Raw genomic sequence first — 16281 nt, 5'->3', positions numbered from 1 at the left:
ATGATGTCGCGCCTGGCTGGGAGTCATCCGAAGGTCGGCTGAGTCCGCTGCCCGGGGAGATGGTCTACGCCGCCGAGCCGCGCGCCGCGAGCGCCGCCGCGAGGTAGGGCGCGGTCACGCTCGCGTCGCTCGACGCCACGTGCTCGGGCGTGCCCTCCGCGACGACGCGACCGCCCGCATCCCCCGACCCCGGGCCCAGGTCGATGACCCAATCCGCCTCGGCGACGATGCGCATGTCGTGCTCGACCATGATGACGGTGCTGCCGCCGTCGACGAGGCGGTGGAGGTGCGCGAGCAGGCGGTCGGCGTCGGCGGCGTGGAGCCCCGAGGTCGGCTCGTCGAGCAGGTAGAGGGTGTCGCCGCGCTGGCCCCGCTGCAGCTCGGCGGCGAGCTTGACGCGCTGCGCCTCACCGCCCGAGAGCTCGGTCGCCGGCTGGCCGAGCGCGACGTAGCCGAGCCCGACGTCGAGGAGCGCGTCGAGGTGCCGGTTGACCTCGGCGTCGTCGCTGAGGGATGCGCGGGCGTCGCGCACGCTCATGGCGAGCACGTCGGCGATCGAGCGGCCGTCGAGCTCGATCTCGAGCGTCTCGGCGTTGTAGCGGGTGCCGCCGCACGTCGTGCACGGCGCGTGCACGGTCGGGAGGAAGAGCAGCTCGACCTCCATCGTGCCCTCGCCCTTGCACGTCGGGCAGCGGCCGGCGGGCAGGTTGAACGAGAAGCGGCTCGCGGCGTAGCGGCGCCGCCTCGCCTCGGGCGTCGCGGCGAACAGCGCCCGCACGCGGTCGAACAGGCCGGTGTAGGTCGCGACGTTCGAGCGGGAGGTGCGGCCGATGGGCCGCTGGCTCACCTGCACGACGCGGCGCAGCCGCCCCGCCGGCCCGTGGGCGCGACCGGCGGTCTCGGCCTCGACGCGCTGCGTCAGCGGGTCGCCGGGCGCCGCGCCGTCGTCGGCCGCGGAGGCGTCGTCGACCTCGCTCGCGAGGCTCGCCCGCAGCAGCTCCGGGAGGGCCTGCACCACGAGCGTCGACTTGCCGGAGCCGGAGACGCCGGTCACCGCGGTGAGCGCGCCGAGCGGGAACGAGACCGAGAGGTCGCGCACGTTGTGCCGCGAGACGCCGCTCAGCTCGAGCGCGCCGTCGCCCTCGCGCCGCGCTCGCCGCTCGCGGCTCGGCCGCGGCGCGTCGAAGAGGTAGCGGCGGGTGACCGACTCCTCCGCGTCGCGGAGGCCCTCGAGCGGGCCCGAGTAGACGACGGTGCCGCCCTCGGCGCCGGCGCCGGGCCCGATGTCGACGATCCAGTCGGCCTCGCGGATGACGTCGAGCGAGTGCTCGACGAAGAAGACGGAGTTGCCCGAGTCGCGCAGCCGCCGCAGGATGCCCAGCAGCGACTCCGTGTCGGCGGGGTGCAGGCCGGCGGAGGGCTCGTCGAGCACGAAGACGACGCCGAAGAGCTGCGAGAGCACCTGCGTGGCGAGGCGCATGCGCTGGAGCTCTCCGGAGGAGAGGGATGCGGTGGTGCGGTCGAGCGAGAGCGAGCCGAGCCCGAGGTCGATGATCGGCGCGAGGCGCGCGAGCAGATCGCTCACGAGGCGCCGAGCCGCGAGCAGCTGCTCGGGGTGGTCGTCGCCGCCTCTCGGCCGCCAGTCGGGTGCGAGCACGCCCCGCAGCAGCGCCGCGACGTCGTCGAGCGGCATCGCCGCGAGCTCGGTGATCGCGAGCCCCTCGAACGTGACCGCGAGTGCCTCGCCCTTCAGCCGTCGTCCGCCGCACTCGGGGCACGCGACGCTCACCATGAACGACGCGGCGCGCTCGCGCATCCGGGCGCTCTTCGAGCCCGCGAAGGTGTTGAGCACATAGCGGCGCACGCCCGTGAAGGTGCTCATGTAGCGCGGCGGGGTGCCGTCGGCGATCGCCTGCCGCACCTCGGCGGGGCCGCGGTCGGTGTAGATCGGCACCTGCGGCGACTCGTCGGTGTAGAGCGCCCAGTCGCGCTGCTCGCGCGGCAGCTCGCGCCACGGCACGTCGATGTCGTAGCCGAGCGAGATGAGGCTGTCGCGCAGCTGCTTGCCGTGCCACGCGGTCGGCCAGGCGGCGAGCGCGCCCTCGCGGATGGTGAGGGATGCGTCGGGCACCATGAGCGACTCCGGCACGTCGTGCACCTGCCCGAGGCCGTGGCACGTGGGGCACGCGCCCTGCACGGTGTTGGTCGAGAAGTCCTCCGCGTAGAGCATCGGCGCACCCGGCGGATAGGTGCCGACGCGCGAGTAGAGCATGCGCACGACGTTCGAGATCGAGGTGGCGCTGCCGACCGTCGAGCGCGCCGAGCCGCCGGAGCGCTGCTGCGGCAGCGCGACCGCGGGCGGAAGGCCGTCGATCGCGTCGACGTCGGGCACCCCGACCTGGCTCATGAGCCGGCGCGCATAGGGCGCGACCGACTCGAAGTAGCGGCGTTGCGATTCGGCGTAGATCGTGCCGAAGGCGAGCGAGCTCTTGCCGGAACCCGAGATCCCGGTGAAGGCGACGAGCGCGTCGCGCGGGATGTCGAGGTCGACGCTGCGCAGGTTGTGCTCGCGAGCGCCGCGCACCCGCACCCGATCGAGGCCGTCCCGCATCGCGCTCCCTTGTGCATCCATCCCGCCAGCCTCTCGTGCGGCCGATGCGAGCGCCCTGAGGAAGGCGGGCCGGTGCTCAGCCGACCGCGTCGCGGATCACGCGCAAGCGCTCGATCGCGACGCGCACGCGGCCCGGATCGGTGCCGCGCACGACGATGTTGGTGCCGTAGACGCCGGCGTCGTGGAACGGGTAGCAGCCGATGCTGAGGTCAGGCATCGCGGCGGCGAGGTCGCGCAGCGGCTCGGCGATGCGGCCCTCCCCGACGTCGAAGCGCAGCTCGTCCGAGACGACCGGCAGCCCCGACTCGAGGCCAGGGAGGACCGCGTCGAGCATCGCGACGAAGATCGAGGGCACGCCGGCCATGACGTGCACGTTGCCGATGCGGAAGCCGGGCGCTCCGCTGATGCGGTTGTCGATGAGCTCCGCGCCGTGCGGGATGCGCGCCATCCGCAAGTGCGCATCGGTGAGCGTGCGCGCCGGCCCGACGGCCGCCTGCAGTGCCGCGCGGGCGTCGTCGCGCACCTCGACGCCCACGCCGAACGCATCCGCCACCGCGTCGGCGGTGATGTCGTCGTGCGTCGGCCCGATGCCGCCGGAGGTGAATACGTGGGTGTGCGCCGCGCTCAGCGCGCGCACCGCACCCACGATCACGCCGTGGTCGTCGGGGACGACCCGGATCTCGCGCAGGTCGATGCCGACCTGCCCGAGCCGCCCGGCCAAGTGGTAGGCGTTCGCCTCGCGCGTGCGTCCAGAGAGGATCTCATCGCCGATCACGAGCATCGCGGCAGTCGGGTTCGTCATGCCTCCAGCCTGCCGTGCCGACCTGGATGGGATCGGCATCCGCCGTACGCTCGTCGCATGCCGGTGATGGAAGGCCGAGCGGTCGGCGAAGCGCTGCGCCGCGAGGAGCGAGAGCTCCTCGACCTGCTGTGCGCGGGAGGCGGTCCCGCGGCTGCGGTCGCTCGCGCGCAGCTCGCGAGCGCGCGGTGGGGCGGCTACGAGCACGGCACGTGCGGATGCTTCCTCGTCCGGTGCGAGGCGAGCCTGCTCCGCATCCCGCACGACGGGGGTCCATTCTCGACGGCGGAGGTCTTCGCCGGCGACGCTGCAGTCGGGATACTGGAACTCTGGGTCGTGGATGGCCGACTGCACTCGGTCACATACATGCCCTTCGGCGACGATCACGTCGAAATGCCCAGCGCGGCGCAGTGCCGGACGGGCGACTGACCCTCGACACGTGCGCAGGCGACCGAGGGGACGCCTTCGATCGAATACGATCTGCTCGGCCCCCTTTCGAGTCACGTCGCTCGGAGCGGAGCGGGCGGCCACCGCCACCTCGTGACTCATCGCCCCCAAGCGGGTAGTGCCCGCGCCGGGGCGCCATGCGAAAGGACCTAGAACCACGATGCGGACATCGGCGATGCTCTCGATCCTCTGCGCAGCGGCGACGCTCGCGCTCGCCGGGTGCGCGAGCGCTCCCGAGCCGCCGGTCGCCGCGACGGCGCCGAGCGCTGCCGACGCTACCGACGCGACACCGGCGCCCTCGGTCGACGCCGCTCCCGTCGTCGACGATGCCGGCGCCGCCGGTCCGGTCGAGGCCTATCTCGACTGGCTCGCGGCGTCGCGGGAGCCTGATGCGCCGCGCGCGTGCTCGCTGATGACCGAGGCGCTGCAGGCTCGCATGCTCGCCGAGCTCTCCACGGGTCTCGGCACCGACTTCTCGGACTGCGAGGCGATGATCACGGCGACCGCGGCGATGTACGCCGCCACCGGAGCGAGTGCCGACGTCGAGGTCGACGTCGTGTCGCAGTCGGCGGCGGAGGCGACGCTCTTCGCCACCTACGTCGAGAGCGGGAAGTGCGGGACCATCCACCTCGCCTCGATCGGCGCGGGATGGCTGATCACCGCGCAGAGCGAGGAATGCGCCCGCTGAGCCGCGGAGGGTCCGCTACACGTTGGAGCGGAACTCCACCACGTCGCCGTCGGCCATCACGTAGTCCTTGCCCTCGATGCGCACGCGGCCGGCGGCCTTCGCCTCGGCCATCGAGCCGTACTGGTCGAGGTCGGCGAACGAGACGACCTCCGCCTTGATGAAGCCGCGCTCGAAGTCGGTGTGGATGACGCCCGCCGCTTGCGGCGCGGTCCAGCCCTTGCGGATGGTCCAGGCGCGCGACTCCTTCGGGCCCGCCGTGAGGTAGGTCTGCAGGCCGAGGGTGTCGAAGCCGATGCGCGCGAGCTGGTCGAGGCCCGACTCCTCCTGGCCGAGCGACTGCAGCAGCTCGAGCGCCTCGTCCTGGTCGAGGTCGATGAGCTCCGACTCGACCTGCGCGTCGAGGAAGACGGCCTTCGCGGGCGCGACGAGCGCCGCGAGCTCGGCCTTCTTCACCTCGTCCGAGAGCACCGCCTCGTCGACGTTGAAGACGAAGAGCTGCGGCTTCGCGGTCAGCAGGCCGAGCTCCTTGATGGGCGCGACGTCGAAGCCCGCCTGCGACAGCGTCGTGCCGGCGTTCAGGATCGACTGCGCCTCGACCGCGGCGGCGAGCACGGCCGGGTCGGCCTTCTTGCCCCGCACTTCCTTCTCGAGGCGCGGCACCGCCTTCTCGAGCGTCTGCAGGTCGGCGAGGATGAGCTCGGTGTTGATCGTCTCCATGTCGGAGGCCGGGTCGACCTTGCCGTCGACGTGCACGACATCCGAGTCGCTGAAGCCGCGCACGACCTGCGCGATCGCGTCGGCCTCGCGGATGTTCGCGAGGAACTGGTTGCCGAGCCCCTCGCCCTCGCTCGCGCCCTTCACGATGCCGGCGATGTCGACGAACGAGACGGTCGCGGGCAGGATCTTGGCCGAGCCGAAGATCTCGGCGAGGCGCGTGAGGCGCTCGTCCGGCAGCTCGACCACCCCGATGTTCGGCTCGATCGTCGCGAACGGGTAGTTCGCCGCGAGCACGGTGTTCTTGGTGAGAGCGTTGAAGAGGGTCGACTTGCCCACGTTGGGGAGTCCGACGATGCCGATCGAGAGTGCCACGACAGACCAGCCTACCGGCGCGCATCCGCCGCCCGACCCGCCTGCCGCCCGCACTAGCCTCAGGACCATGGATGCGTCGCGGGGCCCGGGTGGACGGGCCGCGCCGCTCGCCCGGTACCTCCGCGGCATCGCCGGGCACGAGCGCTCGCCGCGCTGGAACCGCGACCTCGCGGTGCTGCTCGCGCTCACCGCGGGCATCCTCAACTCCGTCGGCTTCATGGCGATCGCGCTCTACACCTCGCACATGACGGGCCTCACGGCGATGCTCGCCGACAGCCTCGTGCTCGGCTCGCTCGACATCGCGCTGCTGTGCCTGACGGGGCTCACGTCGTTCGTCGTCGGCGCCGCGGTGTGCGCGCTGCTCTTCAACTGGGCGAGGCGGCGCGGCCTGCACAGCCGCTTCGCGATCGTGCTGCTGCTCGAGGCGGTGCTCGCGCTCTTCATCGGTCTCGTCGCGCACGAGCTCACCGCCGACGCCGGGCGCGAGTGGGTGCTCATCGCGCTCCTCGGCTTCACGATGGGGCTGCAGAACGCGGTCATCACGAAGATCTCCGACGCGCAGATCCGCACGACGCACGTCACGGGCATGGTGACCGACATCGGCATCGAGCTCGGCAAGCTCGTCTACCCGAAGCGCGCGGGCGACCCCGATCCCGTGCGGCCGCGCCTCGGCCGGCTCGGCCTGCACGTGCTGCTCGTGAGCGCCTTCTTCGTCGGCGGCGTCACCGGGGCGCTCGCCTACCAGGCGATCGGCTTCCTCACCGTCGTGCCGACCGCCGTGCTCCTGCTGGTCTTCGCGAGCGTGCCCGTCGTCGAGGACCTGCGCGCCCGCACGGGCCGCCGCGCGTAGGCGCACGAGCGCGACTCTTCCGGCTCCCAGGCTCCCCGCGTAGCGTCGTGCCCACAGCGCAGCCGACGGCTGCCGCAGCGACCGCGGAGGAGAGCGATCATGGCGAACTGGAACGACCCGACCTACGACTCGCGCGACGGCGACCCGGTCTACCACGAGGGGCCGCCTCCCGGCAGCGGCACGGCGAGCTCGTTCGACGCGCGCCACAACGAGTTCGTGCCGGAGGAGGGCCAGTCCGGCGCGGGCGTCGACGCTCGCACGGGCGAGACGGTGCACGGCGACGGCCAGGCCAAGGAGGCGCCGAACGACGACTTCTCCGGCGGCCGCGACGCCGAGCAGCCCGAGGAGCTCGACGGCAGCGACCAGCGCGACCTCGAGGACGCCGCACGCCGCCAGGACGCCCCGAGCCTCGAGGGCGACGGGCGCTGACCGAGCGCATCCGACGCCGCTTCGTCGTGCACGGCACCGTGCAGGGCGTCGGCTTCCGCATGGCCGCGCGCCGCGAGGCGGAGCGGCTCGGGCTCGCGGGCTCGGTGCGCAACCGCTTCGACGGCACCGTCGAGGCGGAGGCCGAGGGTGCGACGGATGCGGTGGCGGCGTTAGGCGCGTGGCTCGCGCACGGGCCCGACACGGCGCGCGTCGATCGCGTCGACGCCACCTCGATCGAGGCGCGCGGCGAAGCGGGCTTCGCCGTGCGCTGACGGGCGGCGCGGATCGGGAGCCAGCTGTCACGGGCTGCTCAGGATGCGCGCGTAGCGTCGCGGCCAGGCGACAGCCGCCCTCGCCGGCGCAGCTCGGCGCGGACCCGAACCGTTGGAGGCATCGTGACGTTCCAGGGCAACATCGACCAGCTGGTCGGCCGCGAGGTGGTCGGCAGCGACGGCGAGCGCATCGGCGACGTGGGGCAGGTCTTCGTGCTCGAGGGCACGGACGAGCCGACCTGGATCACCGTCAGGACCGGGCTGTTCGGCATGCACGAGTCGTTCATCCCGGTCGCCGGCGCGACCGAGCGCGGCGACGGGCTCGTCGTGCCCTTCGAGAAGTCGTTCGTGAAGGATGCGCCGCGCATCGACGACGCGAGCGAGCTCTCCGTCGAGCAGGAGGCCGAGCTCTACCGCTACTACGGGGTCGAGCCGCCGATGCAGCAGCGGGCCGTCATCGGCGAGCACGAGCGCGACGCGCGGGACCGCCACGACGAGGACCGCGATCGCGGTGTCGGCGGCCACTTGCAGCACACGGATGAGCGCCACCCCGGCGACGCCGACGACTCCGGACCCTCGACGGCGCACGCGGATCGCACGCCCTACGGCGGCGGGCACGACGCCGGGAGCGCCCACTCGAGCGGCAGCGGCTCCGACGACGAGCGCGGCGTGCGCGGCCGCGGCTCCGACGACGCGCAGCCCTCGGCCGGCGGGCCGCGCTTGCGGCGCCGCATCGTGACCGAGATGCAGACGATCCAGGTGCCGGTGCAGCGCGAGGAGATCGTCGTCGAGGGGGACGGCATCGAGCCGGACGGCGACGACCGCCGCTGAGGGCAGGCTGCGCAGTCCAGACGCCTCCCGGGGTGCCCCGCTGCGCATGGCGCGCAACCGCGACCGACGCGCTTGCGCGCACCGCGCATCCGCACCACCATGGTGGCAAGCCGCGCGATCCGCGGCCCCGACCCACGGCGCCGAAGCCGGCGCCGGCACTCAATGAGGAGAGCCGCCATGAGCGCAATCCCTGAGTTCTCGCACGAGCGCGTCCTGACCTCCATGGGCGCCCGCAGCGGACTCGTCATCACCGTCGCACTCCACTCGAGCGCACTCGGACCCGCCCTCGGCGGGTGCCGCATGTGGAGCTACCCGACCTGGGCCGACGGCCAGGCCGACGCCCTCCGACTCTCGGCGGCGATGACGCTCAAGAACGCCGCAGCCGGCCTCGACGCGGGCGGCGGCAAGTCGGTCATCGCCCTGCCGATGGGCGAGGCGCTCGACCCCGACCGCCGCCGCGCCGCGCTGCTCGACCTCGGCGACCTCGTGGAGGCGCTCGAGGGCCGCTACCGCACCGCCGAGGACGTCGGCACGACCGAGCACGACATGCTCGTCGTGCGCGAGCGCACGGAGCACGTCGTCGGCCTGCCCGCCGAGAGCGGCGGCGCCGGAGAGCCCGCGGGGGCGACCGCGCTCGGCGTCTTCTCGGCGATCGCGCCCACGCTCGGCGAGGCGTTCGGCTCCGAGCAGATCGAGGGCCGCTCGTTCGTCATCTCGGGCCTCGGCCAGGTCGGCGGCCGCCTCGCGCGCATGCTCGCGGGCCACGGCGCGGAGCTCATCGTCACCGACATCGACGAGCGCAAGCGCGAGCTCGCCGACGAGCTCGGCGCCCGCTGGATCGCGCCGGAGATGGCGCTTTCCACCCCCGCCGACGTGCTCGTTCCCGCGGGGCTCGGGGGCATCCTCACCGACGAGGCGATCGACGCGCTGCCCGTGCGGGCGGTCGTCGGCCCCGCCAACAACCCGCTCGCCGACCGCTCGGGCGCCGAGCGGCTGCAGGAGCGCGGCATCGTCTACGCGCCCGACTTCGTCGTGAACGCTGGCGGTGTCATCCACCTCGAGGGCATGGCCCACGGCCAGGAGTGGCCCGCGATCGCCGAGCGGCTGACGGGCATCGCCGACACCGTGCGCGGCGTCATGGCGAGCGCGCGCGAGCGCGGCACCACGCCGCTCGCCGCCGCTGAGGCGCTCGCCGCGGCGCGCATCGAGGCCGCCCGCGGCTCGCGCGCCGCGACGGCCCGCACCGCCGTCGCGGTCTGATGGCTCGCCGAGCCGGGCTGTGCCCACCCGCCCGGCTCGGCGCTCCCCCAGCCTCGGCGCGTAGCGTCGGCCGCGAGCGGCCAGCGACGCCGCGGATGAGGAGAGCACCATGCACGACGAGCAGCAGCCCGACGCCCCCGGCGAGCAGGTCGACCCGGCGCAGCGCTCGAGCCACTCGCCCGACGAGGCGGTCGTCGACGAGGGCATCGACACCGGGCAGACGCACACGAGCGAGCCCGACCCGGCGATCGGCGAGAGCATCGAGGAGAGCCCCGCGGAGGGCTTCGACGCCGACGCGCCCAGCGGCACCTGACCGGGGGTCGATCCGCTCGCGCCCGCGGTGCGGCGGGGCGCCCGAGTTGACATCGCGGGGGCCGGGGTGGTCGACTCGGTCTTGACCCACCCTGTCCCCCGATCCGCGCGACGTCTCGGCGCGCGAACCCCGATCCGCTCCGCCCCACCGGGCGCCGCCGGCTCGGCACCCGGAGCACCCTGGCAATGACCGCCTTCCCCGAAGCCCACCGGCCGTCGGTCGCGAGCGCCCACCGGCCGGTCGTGCTCCTGCACGCCGGGAGCGCCGGGAACTGGATGTGGGAGCCGCAGCTGCCGGCGGTGCGCGATCGCCTCGCCCTCACGCCGCACCTCCCCGGGTTCGGGCCGCGCGTCGACGAGGAGTGGCCGGGGCTCGCGGCCGCGGCGGACGACGTCGCCCGACGCATCCGCGATCTCGGCGCGGAGGGCGCGGTCGACGTCGTCGGCGTCTCGCTCGGGGGCGTGCTCGCGCTGCACCTCGCGGCGCGGCACCCGCAGCTCGCCGCGTCGGTGCTCACGAGCGGCACCGCGGTGCTGCCCGTCATCGGCGTCGCGCGCACCGCCTCGGCGCTGCAGCTGCTGCTGTGGAACCGCCGCGCGCTCTGGCGCGCGCAGGCGAGCAGCCTCGGCCTCTCGCCCGAGGGCGTCGGCCGCTTCGTCGAGCACGGGCTCTCGGTGCGCCGCGCGACCGCGCGCGCGATGCTCGACGAGATCTGGGCCGGCGCGATGCCGGAGGGGCTCGAGGGCTACCGGGGGCGGATGCTGCTGGTCGCGGGAGAGTTCGACCCTCCCGTGATGGCCCAGTCTCTCGACGCCCTGCTCGAGGTCGCGCCGCACGCTGAGACGCGCACCGCGCCGGGCATGCGCCACATCTGGAACCTCGACCACGCGAAGCGCTTCAACGCGATGCTGCGGGACTGGCTGCGCGGCGGGGTCGACCACTGGCTGCTCGAGCCGACGCACGTGCTGCTCTGAAGCGCTGGCGGGATCTCGACGGAGCTCGGCAGGGTCGCCGCTCGTCGGTGCGGGCGGCCGCGCCTAGGCTCGCCGCATGACCCTCCCCGCGCGCGACCGGCTGCTCGTCATCGGCGCGGTCGTCGTGCCGCTGCTCGCGTGGGCCTTCGTCATCCGCGCGCTCGCGGGCGCCTTCGACCCGGGCGCGCTCACGCTCGGACGGCTCGCGGTCGCCGCGGTCGTGCTCGGCGGCGTGCAGCTCGCGCGCGGCGGCTGGGTGCGCCCCACGCGGCGCGAGTGGCTGCTGCTGGCGGCCTTCGGCCTCTCGTGGTTTCTCATCTACAACCTCGCCCTCAACGCCGCGGAGCACGAGCTCGACGCCGGCACCGCGGCGCTGCTCGTGAACGTCGCACCGCTCATCGTCGCGCTCGTCGCGGGCACGCTGCTCGGCGAGGGCTTCCCGCGCTGGCTCATGGTCGGCGCGCTCGTCGCGTTCGGCGGCGTCGCGCTCATCGGCGCCGCGACCGCGACCGGTGCGCTGAGCGTCACCGGCGTGCTGCTCGCGCTCGCCGCCGTGACCTACGCGATCGCGGTGCTGCTGCAGAAGCCGCTGCTGCGCCGCCTGCCCGGCCTGCAGATGACGTTCATCGGCGTCGCGATCGGCACGGTCGGCAGCCTGCCGTGGGCCGGGCCGCTCGTCGCCCAGGTCGGCGCCGCGTCGGCGGCCGAGATCGCGGGCGTCGTCTACCTCGGCGTCGTGCCGACCGCGATCGCGTTCCTCGCGTGGGCGTACGCGCTGGGCCGGATGCCCGCGGGCAGGCTCATCACGACGACCTACCTCGTGCCCGTGCTCGCGACCGCCGCGGCGTGGCCGCTGCTGGGCGAGGTGCCGCCGCCGCTCGCGCTCATCGGCGGGCTCGTGTGCCTCGTCGGCGTCGCGCTCACGCGGCTGCCCGATCGCGCTCTCAGCCGGCGCCCGGCACCGGCGGCCACTGCAGCGCCCCGCCGCTGACGGTCGCGGTCTCGCTCGGCTCGTGCGGCCGCAGCGAGCCGTCGTGCATGAGGTGCTCGACCGGCACGCCGTGCAGCCGCGCCGCGACGTCGGCGACCACCCGCCGATGGCATCGCCACCACACCGCCTCCGAGCACATGACCGCCGTGCGCCGCGCCGACGCATCCTCGAGCACCGACGCCATGCCGGCCTCGAACTCCGGCGTCCGCGTCCAGGCGGCGTAGGCGCGGAACGCGTCGACGCGCCACCAGCCGTCGGGCGAGGCGGCGTCCTGCTCGGCCGTCAGCCGGCGCCGGCCGCCGAGCCGCTCCTCCCAGCGCCACGCGATGCCGCCCGCGGCGAGCTCGCCCTCGATGGCGTCGCGAGCGGCGGCGGGGTTCGTGCGGCTGCCGGGGAAGCGCCGGATGTCGACGACGAGCTCGACGCCCGCGCCCGTCAGGAGCGAGCGCAGGCCGTCGCCGTCGAGCCGGCCGTGGCCGACCGTGAGCAGCGGGCCGGCTACCGCTCCTCCCCGAGCCCGAGCTCGATGAGCTCGGTGATGAGGTCGGTGTAGGCGATGCCGCTCGCCTGCCACACGACGGGGAACATCGAGATGGAGGTGAAGCCGGGCATCGTGTTGATCTCGTTCACGACGATGCCGTGCTCGGGCGAGAGGAAGAAGTCGACGCGCGCGAGGCCCGCGCCCTCGATCGCCTCGAAGGCGCGGACCGCCGTCTCCTGCAGCTCGCGCACCGTCGCCTCATCGAGGTCGGCCGGGCACTCGGTGCGCGCGGTCGGGGTGCCGCGGTACTTCGCGTCGAAGTCGTAGTACGTGCCCTCGTCGAGCACGATCTCGCCGGGCAGCGAGGCGCGCGGCCGCGCGCCGTCGCGGCCGCCGAGCACGCCGACCTCGATCTCGCGGCCCGCGATCCCGACCTCGACGAGCGCGCGCGAGTCCTCGGCGAGCGCGAGCTCCATCGCGCGATCGAGATCGGCGGGCGCGTCGACGCGCGTGACGCCGACCGACGAGCCGGCGCGGGCCGGCTTGACGAACACCGGGAGCGGGAAGTCGGCGAGGCGCGCGCGCACGCCCTCCGCGTCGCGTCGCCACTCGCCGCGCGAGACGGTCATCCACGGCGCGACGGCGATGCCGACGTGCTCGAGCACCGTCTTGGCGAAGTGCTTGTCCATCGCGACGGCGCTCGAGAGCACGCCGTTGCCCACGTAGGGGATGTCGATGAGGTCGAGCATGCCCTGCACGGTGCCGTCCTCGCCGAAGCGCCCGTGCAGGATGGGGAAGACGACGTCGACGTCGCCGAGCTCGCGGATCGCGCCCGCTGCGTCGACCGCGGTGAGCGTGCGCGAGTCGCTCGTGGTCGGCATGAGCACGGCGTCGCCGCCGACGACCTCGGGCGAGCGCTCGAGCGCGAGCGGCGCCGGGTCGTCGGCCTGCAGCACGAAGCGGCCGTCGCGCGCGATGCCGATCGGCACGACGTCGTAGCGGTCGCGGTCGATGTGCGCGAGCACGCTCCCGGCGGTCGCGCACGAGATGAGGTGCTCGCTCGAGCGACCTCCGAACAGCAGCGCGACGCGCGTCTTCCCCTCGGCCACGGTCACTCCTGGATCGGCTCGTCGTCGGTCGTCAGATGCGGTGCGATGTCGCGCGGGTCCATCTCGCCGTCGAGCACGAGCCGCACCTGCTCGAGGATCGGCATGCGCACGCCCGCCGCGGCCGCGAGCTGCGCGACCGGCTCGACCGAGGCGAGGCCCTCGGCGACCTGCTCCATGCGGGCGACGACGTCGGTGCGCGAGTAGCCCATGCCGAGCAGCCGGCCGGCTGTGAAGTTGCGCGAGAGCGGCGATCCGCACGTCGCGATGAGGTCGCCGAGGCCCGCGAGCCCGCTCATCGTCTCGCGCTCGGCGCCGTGGGCGACCGCGAAGTCGGTCACCTCGGCGAGGCCGCGCGTGATGATCGACGCCTTCGTGTTCTCGCCGTACCCGACGCCGTCGACGATGCCGATCGCGAGCGCGACGAGGTTCTTCAGCACGCCGCCGAACTCGGTGCCGACGACGTCGGTGTTGATGAAGGAGTGGAAGTAGTCGTTGCGGGCGCGCTTGGCGACCTCGCGCGCCGTCTCGGGGCTCGAGGACGAGACGACCGCGGCAGTCGGGTGCTCCTGGGCGATCTCGAGCGCGAGGTTCGGGCCCGACACGACCGCGATGCGGCCGGCGTCGATCGCGAGCTCCTCGGCGATCACCTCGCTCATGCGCAGCCGCGAGCCCGCCTCGACCCCCTTGATGAGGCTCACGATGGGCGCGTCGGGCCCGATCGCGCCGCCGTGCTCGCGCAGCAGCTCGCGCAGCTGCTGGCTCGGCACGGCGAGGTAGACCTGGGATGCGCCCTCGAGTGCCGCGCGGATGTCGCTCGTCGCGTGCAGGGTCGCCGGGAGCGTGATGCCCGGCAGGTAGCGCGTGTTGCGGCGCGACTCGTCGATCTCGCGCGCCGCCTCGGGCCGCCTCGCCCACAGCACCGTGTCGGTGCCGCCGTCGGCGAGCGCCTTCGCGAACGTCGTGCCCCAGCTCCCCGCGCCGAGGACCGCGACGTCAGCCATCCGCGCGCCCGTCGTCGTCCCGCGCGTCGCCGGCCGACGCATCCGGCCCCTGCGTGCCCGGCTCGAAGCGGCCCGTCTCGGCCTGCCCGTAGTGGGCGGGGTCGTAGCGCACGGCGGGGGGCTCCTCGCCGCGCAGCTCGCCGAGCAGACCGGCGATCGCGCCCATGACGCGGTCGGTCGCGGCGGTCATCGAGGCCTGGTCGGTCTTGCCCTCGAAGTCGGAGAGGTCGACGGGCGGGCCGAAGAGGATGTCGATCGTCTTCCGCGGGAACGGGCGGATCACCTTGCCGTAGCGCGGCATGAGGTGCTGCGTGCCCCAGTGCGCGGCGGGGATGAGCGGCACGCCCGCCTCGAGCGCCATGCGCACGGCGCCGGTCTTGCCGCGCATGGGCCACAGGTCGGGCTCGCGCGTGAGCGAGCCCTCGGGGTAGATGATGACGCCGAGCTCGTCGCGCACGAGCGTGCGGGCGGCCTCCATCGGCGCCGACTGCGCGGAGCGGCCCGCGCGCTCGACCGGGATCTGGCCCGCGGCGCGCAGGATCGCGCCGACGACGGGGATCCTGAACAGGCTCGCCTTCGCCATGAAGCGCGGCACGCGGCCGGCCTTCCACACCGCCATCGCCATGACGATCGGGTCGATCTCGCTGTAGTGGTTGGGCGAGAGCACGAACGCGCCGCGCGCGGGCAGGTGCTCGTGCCCGCGGATGCGGAGCTTCGCCATCGCGGTCATCGCCGGGATGACCGCGGCGGCGATCCCGACGTAGACGGATGTGCGCTCCGGCTTCGGCGGGCGGCCGGGCAGCGCCATCAGCCCTCCACGTCGAAGTCCGCGCCGAGGGTCTCGAGCTTCTCGATGAAGCGCTCGTAGCCCCGGGCGATGATCCCGACGTTCGAGATGCGGCTCGTGCCCTCGGCGGTCAGCGCCGCCACGAGGTGGCTGAAGCCGCCGCGCAGGTCGGGCACCACGACATCCGCGCCGTGCAGCTCGACGGGGCCCGCGATGACGGCGGAGTGCTCGTAGTTGCGCTGCCCGAAGCGGCACGCGTGGCTGCCGAGGCAATCGGTGTGGATCTGGATGCGCGCACCCATCTCGACGAGCGCCTCGGTGAAGCCGAAGCGCTGCTCGTAGACGGTCTCGTGCACGATCGAGATGCCGTTGGCCTTCGCGAGCGCCACGACGAGCGGCTGCTGCCAATCGGTCATGAAGCCGGGGTGCACGTCGGTCTCGACGACGACGGGCTTGAGGTCGCCGCCAGGGTGCCAGAAGCGGATGCCGTCGTCCTCGATCTCGAAGGCGCCGCCCGCCTTGCGGAAGACGTTGAGGAAGGTCGTCATCTCGGGCTGGCGCGCGCCCTCGAGGAAGACGTCGCCGCCGGTCGCGAGCGCCGCGCACGCCCACGAGGCTGCCTCGTTGCGGTCGAAGAGCGCCGTGTGGCGGTAGCCGACGAGCTTGTCGACGCCCTCGATGCGGATCGTGCGGTCGGTGTCGACCTGGATCTCGGCGCCCATCTTCTGCAGGATCGCGATGAGGTCCATGATCTCGGGCTCGACCGCGGCGCCCGTGAGCTCGGTGCGGCCCTTCGCGCGCACGGCGCCGAGCAGCACCTGCTCGGTCGCGCCGACCGAGGGGTAGGGCAGGTGGATCTTCGCGCCGTGCAGTCCGTTGGGCGCCGACATGCGGATGCCGCTCGGCAACTTCTCGACGACGGCGCCGAAGTTGCGGAGCACCTCGAGGTGGTAGTCGATCGGCCGGTCGCCGATGTGGCAGCCGCCGAGGTCGGGGATGAACGCCTCGCCGAGCTGGTGCAGCAGCGGGCCGCAGAACAGGATCGGGATGCGCGAGGAGCCCGCGTGCGCGTTGATCGACGTCTCGTGCGCCGTGCGCACGTTCGCCGGGTCGAGCCGCAGCGTGTCGCCGTCGCGCTCGACCGTCACGCCGTGGAGCTCGAGCAGGCCCTGCACGACGCGCACGTCGCTGATCTCGGGCACGCTGCGCAGCTCGCTCGGCGACTCGCCGAGCAGCGCCGCGACCATCGCCTTCGTGACGAGGTTCTTCGCGCCCTTCATCTGGATGCGGCCCTGGAGCGGCTTGCCGCCCCGCACGGTGATGCGGTCGACGTTCATGCCGACCGCGGC

17 protein-coding genes and 1 pseudogene are annotated in these 16281 nt (G+C 73.7%); 10 read left to right on the top strand and 8 right to left on the bottom strand.

Translation table 11 applies throughout. The features are described 5' to 3' along the window. Positions 1–64 precede the first annotated feature (64 nt). A complete protein-coding gene (locus JQT67_RS11755; RefSeq protein ID WP_208064819.1) occupies positions 65–2632 on the bottom strand; it encodes an excinuclease ABC subunit UvrA in 2568 nt (855 codons plus the stop codon). A 55-nt stretch (positions 2633–2687) separates the two neighbouring features. Further along, on the bottom strand, positions 2688–3413 hold the full coding sequence (locus JQT67_RS11750; RefSeq protein ID WP_208064817.1) for a molybdopterin-binding protein: 726 nt from the start codon (positions 3411–3413) through the stop codon (positions 2688–2690). A gap of 57 nt (positions 3414–3470) precedes the next feature. On the opposite strand from JQT67_RS11750, the gene JQT67_RS11745 reads away from it, so the two are divergent. Then, positions 3471–3839 carry a hypothetical protein gene (locus tag JQT67_RS11745; RefSeq protein ID WP_208064815.1) on the top strand — a complete coding sequence of 123 codons (369 nt, stop codon included), beginning with the start codon at positions 3471–3473 and terminating at the stop codon, positions 3837–3839. A 178-nt stretch (positions 3840–4017) separates the two neighbouring features. Then, the gene (locus JQT67_RS11740) at positions 4018–4545 is read left to right on the top strand and encodes a hypothetical protein (RefSeq protein WP_208064813.1); all 528 of its coding nucleotides are present in this window, start codon (positions 4018–4020) and stop codon (positions 4543–4545) included. Between the two features lie 15 nt (positions 4546–4560). Here JQT67_RS11740 and ychF read toward each other — a convergent pair whose 3' ends face one another. Then, entirely contained in the window at positions 4561–5634 is a 1074-nt protein-coding gene (gene ychF, locus JQT67_RS11735; protein ID WP_208064811.1) for a redox-regulated ATPase YchF, read from the bottom strand. Positions 5635–5701: 67 nt separating this feature from the next. On the opposite strand from ychF, the gene JQT67_RS11730 reads away from it, so the two are divergent. The 8 genes from JQT67_RS11730 (at position 5702) to JQT67_RS11695 (ending at position 11554) form a co-directional block, all read left to right on the top strand. After that, a complete protein-coding gene (locus JQT67_RS11730; RefSeq protein ID WP_208064809.1) occupies positions 5702–6484 on the top strand; it encodes a YoaK family protein in 783 nt (260 codons plus the stop codon). Between the two features lie 99 nt (positions 6485–6583). Beyond that, positions 6584–6913 (top strand): hypothetical protein, encoded by a 330-nt coding sequence (locus tag JQT67_RS11725; protein WP_208064900.1) that lies wholly within the window; start codon positions 6584–6586, stop codon positions 6911–6913. Positions 6914–6939: 26 nt separating this feature from the next. After that, positions 6940–7185: an acylphosphatase gene (locus JQT67_RS11720; protein ID WP_307864322.1), complete on the top strand. Its 246-nt coding sequence runs from the start codon at positions 6940–6942 to the stop codon at positions 7183–7185. Between the two features lie 123 nt (positions 7186–7308). Beyond that, a complete protein-coding gene (locus JQT67_RS11715; RefSeq protein WP_208064807.1) occupies positions 7309–8016 on the top strand; it encodes a PRC-barrel domain-containing protein in 708 nt (235 codons plus the stop codon). Between the two features lie 177 nt (positions 8017–8193). Then, complete coding sequence (locus JQT67_RS11710) at positions 8194–9276, top strand: Glu/Leu/Phe/Val dehydrogenase dimerization domain-containing protein (protein WP_208064805.1); 1083 nt, start codon at positions 8194–8196, stop codon at positions 9274–9276. A 109-nt stretch (positions 9277–9385) separates the two neighbouring features. Further along, positions 9386–9589: a hypothetical protein gene (locus JQT67_RS11705; protein ID WP_208064803.1), complete on the top strand. Its 204-nt coding sequence runs from the start codon at positions 9386–9388 to the stop codon at positions 9587–9589. Positions 9590–9774: 185 nt separating this feature from the next. Then, a complete protein-coding gene (locus JQT67_RS11700) occupies positions 9775–10563 on the top strand; it encodes an alpha/beta fold hydrolase (RefSeq protein ID WP_208064802.1) in 789 nt (262 codons plus the stop codon). 76 nt (positions 10564–10639) lie between these two features. Continuing rightward, positions 10640–11554, top strand: coding sequence for a DMT family transporter (locus JQT67_RS11695; RefSeq protein ID WP_208064800.1), 915 nt, complete (start codon positions 10640–10642; stop codon positions 11552–11554). Here the strand turns inward: JQT67_RS11695 and JQT67_RS11690 are convergent. The 5 genes and pseudogenes from JQT67_RS11690 to murA form a co-directional block, all read right to left on the bottom strand. After that, complete coding sequence (locus JQT67_RS11690; RefSeq protein ID WP_021010080.1) at positions 11508–12128, bottom strand: DUF488 family protein; 621 nt, start codon at positions 12126–12128, stop codon at positions 11508–11510. The two genes, JQT67_RS11695 and JQT67_RS11690, sit on opposite strands and share 47 nt — an antisense overlap. Continuing rightward, the gene (locus JQT67_RS11685; RefSeq protein ID WP_208064798.1) at positions 12053–13144 is read right to left on the bottom strand and encodes a D-alanine--D-alanine ligase family protein; all 1092 of its coding nucleotides are present in this window, start codon (positions 13142–13144) and stop codon (positions 12053–12055) included. The genes JQT67_RS11690 and JQT67_RS11685 overlap by 76 nt, the downstream gene beginning before the upstream one ends. Then, positions 13041–14187 (bottom strand): annotated as a pseudogene (locus JQT67_RS11680) (NAD(P)H-dependent glycerol-3-phosphate dehydrogenase); the annotation flags it as partial. The pseudogene JQT67_RS11680 and the gene JQT67_RS11685, both read right to left, overlap by 104 nt. Next, positions 14138–14953, bottom strand: a complete 816-nt coding sequence (locus tag JQT67_RS11675; protein ID WP_208064796.1) for a 1-acyl-sn-glycerol-3-phosphate acyltransferase — start codon at positions 14951–14953, stop codon at positions 14138–14140. The gene JQT67_RS11675 and the pseudogene JQT67_RS11680, both read right to left, overlap by 50 nt. Further along, positions 14953–16269 (bottom strand): UDP-N-acetylglucosamine 1-carboxyvinyltransferase, encoded by a 1317-nt coding sequence (gene murA / locus JQT67_RS11670; protein WP_026373503.1) that lies wholly within the window; start codon positions 16267–16269, stop codon positions 14953–14955. Before murA ends, JQT67_RS11675 begins: the two co-directional genes overlap by 1 nt. Positions 16270–16281 lie beyond the last annotated feature (12 nt).

It is taken from the genome of Agrococcus sp. TF02-05, from assembly GCF_017565345.1.
Classification (GTDB): Bacteria; Actinomycetota; Actinomycetes; order Actinomycetales; family Microbacteriaceae; genus Agrococcus; species Agrococcus pavilionensis.
This window is presented reverse-complemented; position numbering and strand designations above follow the sequence as displayed.

Bases quoted from the DNA above. Each gene is read 5' to 3' on its own strand.
- JQT67_RS11705 (WP_208064803.1), top strand. From the start codon at position 9,386: ATGCACGACGAGCAGCAGCCCGACGCCCCCGGCGAGCAGGTCGACCCG.
- JQT67_RS11675 (WP_208064796.1), bottom strand. From the start codon at position 14,953: ATGGCGCTGCCCGGCCGCCCGCCGAAGCCGGAGCGCACATCCGTCTAC.
- JQT67_RS11755 (WP_208064819.1), bottom strand. From the start codon at position 2,632: ATGGATGCACAAGGGAGCGCGATGCGGGACGGCCTCGATCGGGTGCGG.
- JQT67_RS11750 (WP_208064817.1), bottom strand. From the start codon at position 3,413: ATGACGAACCCGACTGCCGCGATGCTCGTGATCGGCGATGAGATCCTC.
- JQT67_RS11700 (WP_208064802.1), top strand. From the start codon at position 9,775: ATGACCGCCTTCCCCGAAGCCCACCGGCCGTCGGTCGCGAGCGCCCAC.
- JQT67_RS11695 (WP_208064800.1), top strand. From the start codon at position 10,640: ATGACCCTCCCCGCGCGCGACCGGCTGCTCGTCATCGGCGCGGTCGTC.
- JQT67_RS11740 (WP_208064813.1), top strand. From the start codon at position 4,018: ATGCGGACATCGGCGATGCTCTCGATCCTCTGCGCAGCGGCGACGCTC.
- JQT67_RS11730 (WP_208064809.1), top strand. From the start codon at position 5,702: ATGGATGCGTCGCGGGGCCCGGGTGGACGGGCCGCGCCGCTCGCCCGG.
- JQT67_RS11745 (WP_208064815.1), top strand. From the start codon at position 3,471: ATGCCGGTGATGGAAGGCCGAGCGGTCGGCGAAGCGCTGCGCCGCGAG.
- murA (WP_026373503.1), bottom strand. From the start codon at position 16,269: ATGAACGTCGACCGCATCACCGTGCGGGGCGGCAAGCCGCTCCAGGGC.
- JQT67_RS11710 (WP_208064805.1), top strand. From the start codon at position 8,194: ATGAGCGCAATCCCTGAGTTCTCGCACGAGCGCGTCCTGACCTCCATG.
- JQT67_RS11725 (WP_208064900.1), top strand. From the start codon at position 6,584: ATGGCGAACTGGAACGACCCGACCTACGACTCGCGCGACGGCGACCCG.